The sequence below is a fragment of the Chitinophaga sp. CF418 genome, from assembly GCF_900142925.1.
Taxonomy (GTDB): Bacteria; Bacteroidota; Bacteroidia; order Chitinophagales; family Chitinophagaceae; genus Chitinophaga.
Genome location: NZ_FRCN01000002.1, coordinates 729594 through 742238 on the forward strand (window position 1 = coordinate 729594; position 12645 = coordinate 742238).

General features: G+C 43.9%; 13 protein-coding genes. 9 read left to right on the forward strand and 4 right to left on the reverse strand.

Annotated elements, in window-relative coordinates; translation table 11 throughout:
* The first annotated feature begins 107 nt into the window (after window positions 1-107).
* The 5 genes from F3I09_RS07540 to F3I09_RS07555 all read left to right on the forward strand — a co-directional run bounded on the left by F3I09_RS07540 (window position 108) and on the right by F3I09_RS07555 (window position 2959).
* Complete coding sequence (locus F3I09_RS07540; protein WP_149694425.1) at window positions 108-635, forward strand: YceI family protein; 528 nt, start codon at window positions 108-110, stop codon at window positions 633-635.
* A 306-nt stretch (window positions 636-941) separates the two neighbouring features.
* Window positions 942-1352, forward strand: coding sequence for an OsmC family protein (locus F3I09_RS07545; RefSeq protein ID WP_089828967.1), 411 nt, complete (start codon window positions 942-944; stop codon window positions 1350-1352).
* A gap of 142 nt (window positions 1353-1494) precedes the next feature.
* Window positions 1495-2205: a pirin family protein gene (locus F3I09_RS07550; protein WP_149694426.1), complete on the forward strand. Its 711-nt coding sequence runs from the start codon at window positions 1495-1497 to the stop codon at window positions 2203-2205.
* 26 nt (window positions 2206-2231) lie between these two features.
* Complete coding sequence (locus F3I09_RS34010) at window positions 2232-2384, forward strand: hypothetical protein (RefSeq protein ID WP_188133720.1); 153 nt, start codon at window positions 2232-2234, stop codon at window positions 2382-2384.
* Between the two features lie 200 nt (window positions 2385-2584).
* Complete coding sequence (locus tag F3I09_RS07555; RefSeq protein WP_149694427.1) at window positions 2585-2959, forward strand: hypothetical protein; 375 nt, start codon at window positions 2585-2587, stop codon at window positions 2957-2959.
* Between the two features lie 10 nt (window positions 2960-2969).
* Here the strand turns inward: F3I09_RS07555 and F3I09_RS07560 are convergent, their stop codons facing one another.
* Both F3I09_RS07560 and dxs read right to left on the reverse strand, forming a co-directional pair.
* The gene (locus tag F3I09_RS07560) at window positions 2970-4019 is read right to left on the reverse strand and encodes a flavin reductase family protein (protein WP_149694428.1); all 1050 of its coding nucleotides are present in this window, start codon (window positions 4017-4019) and stop codon (window positions 2970-2972) included.
* 82 nt (window positions 4020-4101) lie between these two features.
* Entirely contained in the window at window positions 4102-6027 is a 1926-nt protein-coding gene (gene dxs, locus F3I09_RS07565; RefSeq protein WP_149694429.1) for a 1-deoxy-D-xylulose-5-phosphate synthase, read from the reverse strand.
* A 183-nt stretch (window positions 6028-6210) separates the two neighbouring features.
* Between dxs and F3I09_RS07570 the strand changes: the two genes are divergently transcribed.
* Together F3I09_RS07570 and F3I09_RS07575 are read left to right on the forward strand one after the other, a co-directional pair.
* Window positions 6211-7251, forward strand: coding sequence for a sensor histidine kinase (locus F3I09_RS07570; protein WP_149694430.1), 1041 nt, complete (start codon window positions 6211-6213; stop codon window positions 7249-7251).
* A gap of 36 nt (window positions 7252-7287) precedes the next feature.
* Window positions 7288-8016 (forward strand): LytTR family DNA-binding domain-containing protein, encoded by a 729-nt coding sequence (locus F3I09_RS07575; RefSeq protein WP_089828960.1) that lies wholly within the window; start codon window positions 7288-7290, stop codon window positions 8014-8016.
* Between the two features lie 172 nt (window positions 8017-8188).
* Here F3I09_RS07575 and F3I09_RS07580 read toward each other — a convergent pair whose 3' ends face one another.
* Window positions 8189-8947, reverse strand: coding sequence for a geranylgeranylglyceryl/heptaprenylglyceryl phosphate synthase (locus tag F3I09_RS07580; RefSeq protein ID WP_149694431.1), 759 nt, complete (start codon window positions 8945-8947; stop codon window positions 8189-8191).
* Window positions 8948-10028: 1081 nt separating this feature from the next.
* Between F3I09_RS07580 and F3I09_RS07585 the strand changes: the two genes are divergently transcribed.
* Together F3I09_RS07585 and F3I09_RS07590 are read left to right on the forward strand one after the other, a co-directional pair.
* Window positions 10029-10601, forward strand: coding sequence for a hypothetical protein (locus F3I09_RS07585; RefSeq protein WP_149694432.1), 573 nt, complete (start codon window positions 10029-10031; stop codon window positions 10599-10601).
* A gap of 27 nt (window positions 10602-10628) precedes the next feature.
* Window positions 10629-11102, forward strand: coding sequence for a YcxB family protein (locus tag F3I09_RS07590; protein WP_188133721.1), 474 nt, complete (start codon window positions 10629-10631; stop codon window positions 11100-11102).
* 75 nt (window positions 11103-11177) lie between these two features.
* Here F3I09_RS07590 and F3I09_RS07595 read toward each other — a convergent pair whose 3' ends face one another.
* On the reverse strand, window positions 11178-12638 hold the full coding sequence (locus F3I09_RS07595; protein ID WP_149694434.1) for a SusD/RagB family nutrient-binding outer membrane lipoprotein: 1461 nt from the start codon (window positions 12636-12638) through the stop codon (window positions 11178-11180).
* Between the last annotated feature and the right edge of the window lie 7 nt (window positions 12639-12645).

Below are 12645 nucleotides of genomic sequence, written 5' to 3' on the forward strand. Positions count from 1 at the left end.
ATGGCACAGTAATAGGGGAAGAGTCGAATTGCTAATCAATCTTTTAAAGAGACAGACTCAAACAACGCATACTTAAAAAAACATTAAACTTAAAAACACTTAAAGTTATGGCAATCTGGAAAATCGACCCAATGCACAGTGAAGTAGAATTTAAGATCAGACACCTTATGATCTCTAACGTGACAGGGTACTTTGGTACATATGATGCAACTGTGGAAAGCAACAACGATGACTTCACCGATGCTAAGATCACCTTCGAAGCAGATGTTAACAGCATCTCTACCAAAAACGAACAGCGTGATGAGCACTTAAAGGCAGAAGATTTCTTCCATGCGGCACAGTATCCTAAAATCTCTTTTGTTTCTACCGGTGTAACCAAGAAAGGTAGTGATGAGTACAAAGTGACCGGCGATCTGACTATCCGTGGTGTTACCAAACCAGTGGAGTTGGAAGTAGAGTACAATGGTGTCCAAAAAGACCCATATGGTCAGACCAAAGCAGGTTTTGAGATTAAAGGTAAAATCAACAGAAAGGATTTCGGACTTACATACAATGCAGTGACTGAAACTGGTGGTATCATGCTGAGCGATGAAGTGAAACTGCAGGCAGGAGTACAGCTCGTAAAACAAGGTTAAGCGTAACATAAATACAACATACTGGCGTCAGTCATTGCAGCTAAATGTCTAATAGCGTGGAATAAAGAAGTTCGGACATGGAAAGAGTGTAAGCAATGACGTGGAGAAAGAAGTTTTTTTGAGGATGATTGCCAGAAATAGTGTAGACCGGGTGAAACATTTCATCCGGTCTTTTGTTTTCCGGATGTGTGTAGAGAAAAATCTACGGAGGAATACTCTTTCCTAAACAAAAAAAGAAATAGTAATTTCAGCCCCATAACCACCTTCAATTCACTTTATTCATTAAACTATTCAAACGCTTTAATCATGAAAAGATCTGCATCCGCCAACTGGAAAGGTACCGGTAAAGATGGAAAAGGTACAGTAAGTTCACAGTCTGGTGTATTAAGCAATACAGCATATTCTTATAAAAGCCGCTTTGAGGATGGTACAGGTACTAATCCTGAGGAGCTGATAGCAGCTGCGCATTCAGGATGTTTTACCATGAAGCTGAGTTTTCTTTTGTCAGGTGCAGGTTTCACGCCTGAAAACCTCGATACTAAAGCTACTATTACACTGGATAATGGTGCAATTACAAGCAGCCACCTGGAACTGAAAGCAACTGTTCCGGGGCTGGACAAAGCTAAGTTTGCTGAGCTGGCAGAAGAAGCAAGAACTAATTGCCCGATCTCCAAACTGCTGAATACAGAGATAACATTGGATGCCGAACTGGTATAAGGCAAGGCATCTGTAAAGGTCCCGTTCCCTTCAGAGGGAACGGGATTTTTTTTGTATAAATAGTCCACTCTTTTCATCAAGCAATCCATTTACCAGCCTGCATTTAATGAGGATATTTGTATTGTAAAAGGAGAAAAGAATTATGGAAAAAATCATTCACAGAGCAGATTCACGCAGCTTCGCCAATCATGGTTGGTTACAAAGCCATCACACGTTCAGCTTTGCTGGTTATTATAATCCGGAACGCATACATTTTGGTGCATTACGTGTACTGAATGACGATACAATCAAAGGTGGGATGGGGTTTGGAACACATCCGCACGACAATATGGAAATAGTAACCATCCCGCTTAATGGTGAGCTTGAACATCGTGATAACACGGGTAGGCACGAGATCATCCGCAGTAATGAAGTGCAGATCATGAGCGCCGGTACAGGTATATCACATTCTGAATTCAATGCTTCGAAAACAGATCCTGTCAGCCTGCTGCAGATATGGGTATTCCCCAAACTGCGTAACGTTAAGCCACGCTATCAGCAACAGGCATTTGATCCTGCTGACAGGTTGAATAAACTGCAGGTCGTTGTATCGCCTGAAGCTAATAGTGATGCGTTACTGATTAACCAGGATGCATGGTTTTCTTTAGGGCGTTTTGAGGAAGGACAAAGTGTGGACATTGCACCCAAAATGGCACAGCATGGCAGTTATCTGATAGTACTGGAAGGGGAAGTGGAAGTAGCGGGAGAAGTACTGAAACGCCGTGATGCTATTGGTTTAAGTCAGTATGATATTGCAACAGTGAAAACACTCAAAGCAGCAGACTTTTTGTTGATCGATGTACCAATGAGTTGATTAACATAACCCAAAAATATCTCGCTATGAGTACCGCAACCACGAACATCGGACTTGAAAAGAAGACATCCAAAGAACTTGGATTATATAGAACAATCAGCCATAGAAGAAGTGAAATCACCACTTACATCCGGGAACAGGAGAAGCTGGTATGGATGTATAATGCTTATCTGAAATAGTAAACAGGAATAAGACGGCTGTTGTATAGGAAGAATATACTTCTTATATAACAGCTTTTTTATTAAAGTAATAAATAACCACAGACTGCAATTCCTGGTTGTTAATTCCTAATTCCTATTTGGAAAAAGCTTTGTAACTTAGAAATGTGTTACGGACAAATATTGTATTGCTTAATTATATCACGTTAAAATCAATACACATGGAAGTATCCGCACAAACTTCAGATCTCGAACAGATCAGTAACTGGAAGGACGAAGTGAACAGTACCAGGGAGTCCATCCGGTCTATGCGCAGCCAATTAGAGCAGTTATCTCTCAGAAAAACTGAGGAAGAGTCCCTGGTTCAGATAGAGCACTTCCAGAACCAGTTCATTTGTCAGGAGGAAAAAGCAGATGAATTGCGTCATGATCTGAAACAATCCGCAAAAAAGATATCGAACAACGGGAACCCTCCAATATTGCATGACGATCGTCCCGTGGATGATTTTGATGTTCTGCAGGACCGTATGCATACATTCAGGAAACTGTACAATGAATTACGGGATGAGTTTCAGGCTTTCAGTGCTTTTTCGTAAAGTATAAAGCTTATATCTCGATCACTACTTCTGCACTAACCGCATAACCGGTGCAGGTGAGGACGAAGCCCTGCTCAATCTCTTTGTCCGTTAGCACTTCATTCAGGGCCATCCACACTTTCCCCTTTATACAGCGGGCAGTACAGGAACCGCAAACACCGCCTTTGCAGCTATATGGTATGGCGATGCCTTGTGCCAACGCCTCCCCAAGTATATTGTGATTGCCGGGAATGGAGAGTTTATGCACTCCACCACGCAGATGTAATTCCACGTTCTTCATGGAGCCATCTTCCGGTGTGCCTATTCTTGCCAGCTGCGGGGCTGTATTTACCACGAAATTCTCTTTATGCAGCTGTGCGGCTTCAAACCCCATGTAAGTAAGGGTTAAGAGCGCCATACGCATATATTCCGGCGGGCCGCATACAAAGAACTGGGCATCCTGTTTCCTGTAGCGGAGTTGTTGCTGTACCAGCGGCTCCAGGGAAAGATTGCTGAGCCTGCGGATGATCTGATCCGGATCACTGCTGTACAAATGGATAATGTGCAGTTGCTGTGGGAACTGCGTCAACAGTTCCTGTAACTGCCTGTGGAAAATGCTGCGTCTTTCGGATGTATTGCTGTAAATAAGCTTAATATGGGCCGTAGGCTCATTATAGAGTATATCCTTCAAAAGAGAAAAAAGAGGTGTAATACCGCTCCCTGCACCCAGCAGAAAGATATCCCGTGGCGTGGTGATATGCCCGGGCAGTGCAAAACGACCGGAAGGCAGTAAAGCCGTTACCTGGTCGCCGGCTTTCCAGTGATGCAGGATGTGACGGGATATTTCCCCGTTCTGTTTCTCACGGATGGTGACGGATGGATACGGATCAATTCCCGGGGTAGAGCTGAAGGAATAAGAGCGCCTGTATTCTGTACCGTGCAGGTAGATCAGAAAGGTAATGAATTGCCCTGCCTGGTATTCAAGAGGTTGCCCGTCGATAGTTTCCAGCCTGTAGGTAAATGCATCCTGTGTTTCTGCTATGACCTCCCTGATGCGGAGGTGTATATACAATTCATCCATGCTATAAAAATAAGGAAGCCACCTGTATGAACAATGTCACAGAGGTGGCTTCATATGTATTTTTGTTGTGCTGACTTTATTATCAGGCAGTAACAGTGATCTTTTCTTTTAACATGGCGCGCGCTGCACTGGCAATACCGGCGGCATCATAGCCACATTCGCGGTGCAGGTCTTCCGGTTTACCATGTTCTACAATCCGGTCAGGAATACCCAGCATACGCACATCTGCTTTATAGCCATGCATGGCCATAAATTCCAGGATTGCGCTACCGAAGCCGCCTGTTACAGCTGCATCTTCTACTGTGATCACCTTATCAAATTCGCTGAATATTTCATGCAGTAAGGCCTCATCCAGTGGTTTTACGAAACGCATATCGTAGTGGGCAGGCTGTAAACCGTCGGCCAGCAGTTCTTTGCAGGCTTCTGTTACAAAGTTGCCCGGGTGACCCAGAGAAAGGATGGCGATGTCCTTACCGCTACGCAGCTTACGACCTGTACCGATCTTTATTTCCTTAAATGGCTGCTTCCAGTCAGGCATTACACCCTGTCCTCTCGGATAGCGGATCACAAAAGGCATCTGTTGAGTGGGTAGCTGGGAGGTATACATCAGGTTGCGTAACTCTTCTTCATTCATCGGTGAACTGATGATGACGTTGGGTACACAACGCATATAAGCGATATCATAAGCACCGTGATGGGTAGGGCCATCTTCTCCAACAAGACCAGCGCGGTCCAGGCAGAATACGACAGGCAGCTTTTGGATGGCTACGTCGTGTAAAGCCTGGTCATAGGCTCTTTGCATGAAAGAGGAGTAGATATTGCAGAACACGCGCATACCCTGTGTGGCCAGACCGGCAGAGAGGGTTACAGCATGTTGTTCACAGATACCCACGTCAAAGGCGCGGTCGGGCATTTTCTCCATCATGAACTTCAGGGATGAGCCGGAAGGCATGGCGGGCGTAATGCCCATCACTGTCTTATTCTGCTCTGCCAGTTCTATAATGGTATGACCGAATACATCCTGGTATTTGGGAGGTTGTGGTTTATCCGGTTGTTTCTTGAAGATTTCACCGGTAATTTTATCAAACAGGCCCGGAGCGTGCCAGGTAGTCTGGTCTTTCTCCGCCAGTGCATATCCTTTACCTTTTGTGGTCACGATATGCAGCAGTTTAGGGCCGGGAATGTCTTTCAGGTCCTGGAGGGTATCCACCAGCTTCACGATATTATGTCCGTCAATAGGACCAAAATAACGCAGTTTCAGGGATTCGAACAGGTTACTGGAGCCGGATACGACGCCTTTCAGACCGGCTTCCAGTTTGGAGGCCATGTCGCGGGTAAAGCGTTTGCCTACGGGCAGTTTGCCCAGCAGGTTCCAAACGTCGTCACGCAGCTTGTTGTATGTAGGAGAAGTAGTAATGTCGGTCAGGTATTCTTTTAAAGCGCCTACGTTCGGGTCAATAGACATACAGTTGTCATTGAGGATGATCAGCACATTGGCATTGGCCACACCTGCATGATTGAGGGCCTCGAATGCCATACCTGCTGTCATGGCTCCATCGCCGATCACGGCAATGTGCTGACGGTCTGTTTCGCCTTTGTATTTGGAGGCAATAGCCATACCCAGGGCTGCAGAAATGGAGGTAGAGGAATGCCCTACTCCGAAAGTATCGTACTCGCTTTCATCCCTTTTAGGGAAGCCACTGATACCATGATATTTACGGTTAGTATGGAAAACGTCTCTCCGGCCTGTCAGGATCTTATGACCGTAGGCCTGGTGCCCTACGTCCCATACCAGTTGGTCATATGGGGTATTAAATACATAATGCAGTGCCACACTCAGCTCCACAACACCCAGACTGGCCGCAAAATGGCCACCATGCACACTGACAACATCAATAATGAACTGGCGGAGTTCTTCACTCACCTCATGCAGCTGCTCTTTACTGAGATTCCGCAAATCGGCAGGGGTTTCGATCTTGCCCAGCAATGGGCCCGGCGTAATATTCATACTTCTTGATGCAGGATTTAGTAAACAAAAGTACAAATTAATGTGCTAATGTACATTTATTCCATACATCAGCACATTTGGACTTCTGCCATGCCGGGAACCCACTCATAACATTTGCGGCAAGGTGGGCTAAGCACATCGGTATTTTTGAAATGTAGCAGTAGTTTACTAATTTTCAGATAGATGTTTAAACGAATATCAAGATATTGGTGGTGTCAGATTCTGGGCTGGACGACATATGCAGTAGTCAATCTTTTCTTTGCCTATTCATTTGCTGGCTCTTTTGGCTCATTCTATCTGATAAACCTGCTGATGATCATGTTTTTTGGGATATTGGCCACGCATTTGTTACGGATCGTTATCAAAAGGTTGAATTGGTTTCAGTATAGTTTTGAGAGCCAGATGCTGCTTTTTTTCGGCCTCACCGTAAGCGCAGGGATCATTATCTACGTAGGTATTACTACAGCGGGGAACATGTTCAGGTATTCCTGGCAGCAACGGGGCCTGACAGACCAGAAAACGCTGACTTTCCTGTTACCCATATTTACACTTACTGCAATCTGGTGGCTGGTCTATTTTGTGTGGCACTACATTGAGCGTAGCCGTAACAGCCAGGTGGATAAACTGAAACTGGAAAGCACGGTTAAAGAACTTGAGCTGAAAACGATCAAATCCCAGTTGAACCCCCATTTTATCTTTAATGCCCTGAACAGCATCCGGGCATTGGTGGATGAGAATCCGCAAAGGGCCAGGACAGCAATCACGGAGCTGTCTAATATTCTGAGAAGCTCCATGCAGGTGGAAAAGGCGGAGACGGTGAACCTGGAGAACGAGTTAGATATAGTAAAAGATTACCTTGCACTGGAGAATATCCGGTTCGAAGAGCGGCTGAAAGTGCAATATGATATAGATCCTGAAACACTGGAACTGCCTATCCCCCCTATGATGCTGCAGACATTGGTGGAAAATGCCATTAAACATGGTATTTCCCGCACAGTAAGTGGAGGAACGGTAGTGATCGGTTCGCATGTGAGGGACATGCATCATGAAATCACGATAGAAAATACGGGACAGATAGGAGGAGAAGAAACAACGGGACATGGTTTTGGCCTGCAAAGCACCAGGCAACGGTTGAGTTTGTTGTATGGGAATAAAGCGTCATTCAATATTTATAATAAAAATGAGGCGACGGTTGAAGCAAAAGTGCTGATGCCGTTGTTTTAGTAGTATTATTTGCGCCAAGTTTAAAAGTAGTTGCTCATGAAAAAAGCTTTGATAATCGATGACGAACGCCTGGCCAGAAGCGAGCTGAAAAAATTACTGGCTGACCACCCTGAGATAGTGGTAGTGGGAGAAGCCGTAAATGCAAAGGACGGACTGGAAAAAATTGAAACACTGCATCCTGATCTGCTTTTCCTGGATATACAAATGCCGGATAAAACAGGTTTTGATTTGCTGGCAGAATTGGAAAAAGCGCCACAGGTGATCTTCACCACAGCTTATGATGAGCATGCACTGAAAGCATTTGAATATAATGCGCTGGATTACCTGCTGAAGCCTATAGAGCCTAAACGCCTGGCGGATGCAATTCATAAGTTGCATCAGCTGGAGGAAAAAGAGCGGCAGGCGGAAGCCGGGGCTATCCGGACTATCCTCTCAGAAAATGACCAGGTATTTGTAAAGGACGGAGACCGTTGCTGGTTTGTTAAACTGCAGGAGATCCGGCTTTTTGAAAGTGTAGGCAACTATGCCAGGGTGTATTTTGAAGGTAATAAACCGCTGATACTGAAGTCTTTAAATGCATTGGAGGAACGTCTGGATGAGCGGACCTTTTTCCGGGCCAACAGGAAGCACATTGTAAACCTACGCATGATCGAGAAAATCGATACCTATTTCAACGGAGGTTTGCTGCTGGAAATGCGTGGAGGGGAAAAAATAGAAGTGAGCCGCAGGCAGGCTGTGAAGTTTAAAGAGATGATGAGCCTTTGAGGGTTGTTCCAGACCGGATCTGTTTCGTATAGAGGATTGGCCGGGATAATTATTACAGCTTTTCAAAGATCGCCCTATGGCTGCAGGAAGTAGCCGCAGGACTTAAAAATAAAAAAGAGAACGCTGATTATCGTATTCACTACGGCAATCAGCGTTTCTCTTTTAAGTTTAATTATTTTAATACTGGAGCAGCTGCGTGTACTGCATCAGCCATTTCTTTAATCAGAGAGGTTTCTTTCTCAATAGCGTTTCCTACAACGATAATATCAGCGCCGGCTTTGCAATTGAGGTATGCCTTTTCTGCATCGCGAATACCGCCGCCTACTATGATAGGGGCCGATACCTGGCTGGCAACACGTGCTATCATGGTTTCACTGATAGGCTTACGGGCGCCGCTGCCTGCATCCATGAAAACTACCTTCATGCCGAGCATTTCTCCTGCGATGGCAGTACACATAGCAATGTCGTCTTTATCGGCAGGAATCGGGGTCGTATTGCTGATATATGAAACGGTAGTAGGGGCACCACCATCTATCAGGATGTAACCGGTAGAAATAACTTCCAATCCGCTTTTTTTAACAGCGGGAGCTGATAACACATGTTGTCCTATCAGTAATTCGGGGTTACGGCCAGATATTACGGACAGATAGAGCAATGCATCAGCATAGCGGGAGACCTGAGATGGGCTACCGGGAAACAATACAACAGGAATATCACATAGACTTTTAAACTGTTGTACGCATTCATCGAGGTGATCAGTGATCACAAGACTGCCTCCCAGAAAAATGTAATCCACCTTTGCTGCTGTACATTTTGCCGCAAGGTCTGCTATGCCAGCAGGAGTTACCTTGTCCGGATCAATCAGAACAGCAAAAGATTTTATACCCTTCGCCTTTCTATCGATAAAAGAGTTGTATATTTTATTGTGCATTAAAATAGCATTGTTCCGGTTGTCGCAAATGTATAAATTTTTCGGTAATAAGTCACATTGTTAGTTAAATATGCATATTATCCATTTTTTATTCGTGAAAGTCCCCGCCAAGCAAGGGTTCTGCTCGTTTACCTCACAATCTTCAGGCCATTTCCTCTTTGTAAACCAATGAAAACCAAAAAGGTTAAAAGGGTTTCATATCAAATAAAAATATACTTTTTTAACAGCCCCAGCAAGTACTTAAATGAGCGTAAAAGGCCATTCTACCGGCCTCGTCATGTGATTTGGCTGATGAATATGTTATCAAATACAGCCAAAACAGTCCCATCTATAGTGAATTTCAGGGCTCGTTAACGAATTTAGCAAAAAAGTCGGAATGTGTTAAATTCAATACAGTAAAGGGTTACAGCTATTATACGGCCCCTGCCTTTGTTAATGATTTGTTATTGTGGCCTGAAAATTTCAAAGAAAAATAACATGAGCTTACATTTGTATTCAAATAGGGTTTTCATAGGATAGTAACAAATTGAGGGCGCCTTTCCAGGTGCCCTTACTATTTCTAGCCATTTACGGACTATCTGCCTTGCGTTACTGCAAAATTAATCTCTCCTTTTACTGATCTGTTTTAGCAATCCACTATAGTTTTTCATTGTCTGTTTACGATTTTCTTTTGGTTGTTCACTGCCTTTTTCAACAATGCTTCCGGAGGACAGTTTATGTTTATTTTAATATATCCGTAAAAAAGTGGATTTTGGATTTTTAACAAATCTTTTAATTTTTTACCAGCTTTTTAAAAAGAGTGATGACAATTTGAAGAATTTCAAATATTTATGAGGTTGTCTATCTTGCAATAAATATTTATTATATTTGTTATTGTATTAATTTTATTATGGTTACTGTCCTATGAAAAACCAAATATTTCCTACAGGCGTGAATCATCATGCAATGTAAAATGACTCTCGAAAGCAATGGTTTATCCATTGCTTTTGTTTTTTCTGCCGGAGCGGCCGTTTTTCCGGTACAATTGTTTGGGATTTATAATTTTGATTTTGTATTTTTAGTCTTACAAATTTTTTACACTATGAAAAAGCTGTTGTTTCTGCTGTTGGTAAGTTTAGCCTCAGCCGCATCAGCAAGCGCAAGTAGCGAAAAATGGAAGGACGAGGACAAAACCAAAGCTGCGAAAGAGAAGGAGAAGGAAAAAGAAGGGGACAAAACCGGAAGTAAGAATGCTAATTGCGATGATAAATCTGTAACATCTACGAAAGTCGCCGCTGCCAGACCTGGCAGGGTTGAGGAATACGTGTGGATGTTGCCCAAAGATCAGGATGGTGATAAAATGTATGAAGAGGAGTTGAAGAAGGGAATTGTAGACCTCTACAAATGGTACCTTCAGAATGAGTCCCGCATCAACAATAACGACATTTTAAAGATGACCGGCAATGAGCTGGCCTTCCCTTTCAAAGTCGATCCAAAGACCTTACAGCAGTATTTTCAATTCGTAAAGAATAATTTTCCCGGCTTGAGTGAGGATGATCTGTCTGATGACGCCTCCGCTGTTAAAAAACAACCAGTTGCCAATCGGAAAAAATATGCACCTGTCAGCAGAAGAGACGATATGGAGAGTCAGATGACACTCCCTGTTAATAAATAAAAAGTTTGCCTTGCCATAATGCATTTTTTGGAGTTTAGTTACAATAAGGAGGAGGTATTGAATGCATTACGCTATCATTTCATGCAGCGGGGAGAAATAAAAGTATTCCGAAACACACTCTTCATCCTGCTGGCCTTCACAATGGCCGGATATGCTTTCAAAATAGTTACAACTGGCGCCCTCATTGGTATAGCAGCCATGGTACTGCTGATCATTGCGGTGTTCTGGTTTTTGTTGCCCGTATCTATCTACAATAAAGCCGCTACTTTCAAAGACAATATTCACCTGAAATATTCTGAAGAAGGGATCACTATTTCCACCCGTAATAGTGAACATCAGCGCTTGCTCTCCTGGAGCACATTTACCAAAGTAGTGGAGGCCAAAAACTTTTTCTTCCTTTACCGGGGTAAAAAGAACTTCTTCCTCGTTCCCACCAGCGCATTTAAATCAGAAGACGCACAGAAAGAATTCAGCCGCCTGGCTAATAATAATATCAATTAAAAAGCCCCGGCCGCAGGGCCAGGGCTTTTACCATCATCTCAGACGGCGGGAATTTATGTAGGATAGTTGTGTTTGTTAGAACTTATCCCACCAGCTCTTCGTTGCTTTCGTATCTCCTCCAATATCACTGGCTGCTTTTTTATACGCTGCCGCATTCTGTGTCTGCTCTCCTAAAGGATAAGTAAGACGGGATGGTACAAAACGAACATTCTGGTCTAATGAGCCGGAATAAGGCGCTATAAATAATGAATCACCATTTGGCTTTTTGAAGTCCAGACGCAGGCGCTCAAACCATGCCTGGAAGCCCTGTGGATACAACGCCAGCCACTTCTGTGTACCAATCACATTTTTCCAGTCACCAGCAGTGTAAGGTACAGACGCAATATATGCATCAACACCTGTGGTAACCTGCCAATAAGCCATGGAAGCTCTAATGCCGGCTTCATACCAGCTTGCGGCCGGTTGACCCACTGACCAGCCTCTTGCTGCTGCTTCTGCCAGAATAAAGGCCACTTCCGGATATGTCATCAGGATACCTGGCATGGTAGCAGAATATATCTGTGTGCCAGGATAGGAATAATTATCAGGAGCTAGTCTGGTGGGATCATTAGCACTGATACCATATATCAGCCCAGTGATCTGCCCCGTACCTTTAGCCGGTCTTGCATATATACCCAGACGGGGATCATTTGTGCTTTTCATATAATTCACCAGCGTTGTGCTGACAAAGAAATCCAGTACTTCCCTCTCGGAATCATTTAAAGGAAACTTATTAGGTGCAGTGGCAATATATGCGAATTGTGCGTTGTCACCATTGCTGGTCATGGCTGCCTGGTAATTGGCTTCGATAACAGCTTTTGCCTTTTCAGGCGCAGCGTCTGCGACACGGATGGCTAAGCGGAGCAGTAAAGAATGCGCCAACGTCCGCCATTTTGTTACATCACCATTGTAGATCACATCGCCGGAAGTGAATGTAGGTTGTGCCGGGTCCAATGCTGTGATCTGCTGTTGTAATGTGTCAATAAGTGAAGTATAGATTGACTCCTGACTGTCGTATGCCGGTGTAATATTCTCGCCTTCTTTTAGGGCCTGTGAATAAGGTATATTCACGTAGGTGTCTGTCAGGATCTGATACAGCCATACTTTTAATATGGTGGCAATGGCATTCTGATTTTTAGCTGCCGGATTGTTACCACTTTCATTGTTAAGTGTAACGATCTTGTCCAGGTTATGCAGCGACACATACATAAAGTTCCAGAAGGCTGTATTGTTATTTTCATCAATCGCATACTGGCTGTCTCCCACTCTTGAATTCCCCGACCAGTATTGTGCATAATGCATACCGATATAGCCATTCTGCAGTGTACTGTAGAGGTAGTCCATTGCATTTTTCTCTGCGCCGGTCAGCAGGTAAGCAGGAGATGTAGTAGTAGGGCGGGTAGGATCGTGATTAATGTCATCGAGCTTTTTACACCCTGCCATCATCACGAAGATGAATAATACCGGCCATGCATATATTAAGAATCTTTTCAGCATTGAATTC

Coding starts and splice junctions, on each gene's coding strand:
- F3I09_RS07540 (WP_149694425.1), top strand. CDS start 108: ATGGCAATCTGGAAAATCGACCCAATGCACAGTGAAGTAGAATTTAAG.
- F3I09_RS07545 (WP_089828967.1), top strand. CDS start 942: ATGAAAAGATCTGCATCCGCCAACTGGAAAGGTACCGGTAAAGATGGA.
- F3I09_RS07550 (WP_149694426.1), top strand. CDS start 1,495: ATGGAAAAAATCATTCACAGAGCAGATTCACGCAGCTTCGCCAATCAT.
- F3I09_RS34010 (WP_188133720.1), top strand. CDS start 2,232: ATGAGTACCGCAACCACGAACATCGGACTTGAAAAGAAGACATCCAAA.
- F3I09_RS07555 (WP_149694427.1), top strand. CDS start 2,585: ATGGAAGTATCCGCACAAACTTCAGATCTCGAACAGATCAGTAACTGG.
- F3I09_RS07560 (WP_149694428.1), bottom strand. CDS start 4,019: ATGGATGAATTGTATATACACCTCCGCATCAGGGAGGTCATAGCAGAA.
- dxs (WP_149694429.1), bottom strand. CDS start 6,027: ATGAATATTACGCCGGGCCCATTGCTGGGCAAGATCGAAACCCCTGCC.
- F3I09_RS07570 (WP_149694430.1), top strand. CDS start 6,211: ATGTTTAAACGAATATCAAGATATTGGTGGTGTCAGATTCTGGGCTGG.
- F3I09_RS07575 (WP_089828960.1), top strand. CDS start 7,288: ATGAAAAAAGCTTTGATAATCGATGACGAACGCCTGGCCAGAAGCGAG.
- F3I09_RS07580 (WP_149694431.1), bottom strand. CDS start 8,947: ATGCACAATAAAATATACAACTCTTTTATCGATAGAAAGGCGAAGGGT.
- F3I09_RS07585 (WP_149694432.1), top strand. CDS start 10,029: ATGAAAAAGCTGTTGTTTCTGCTGTTGGTAAGTTTAGCCTCAGCCGCA.
- F3I09_RS07595 (WP_149694434.1), bottom strand. CDS start 12,638: ATGCTGAAAAGATTCTTAATATATGCATGGCCGGTATTATTCATCTTC.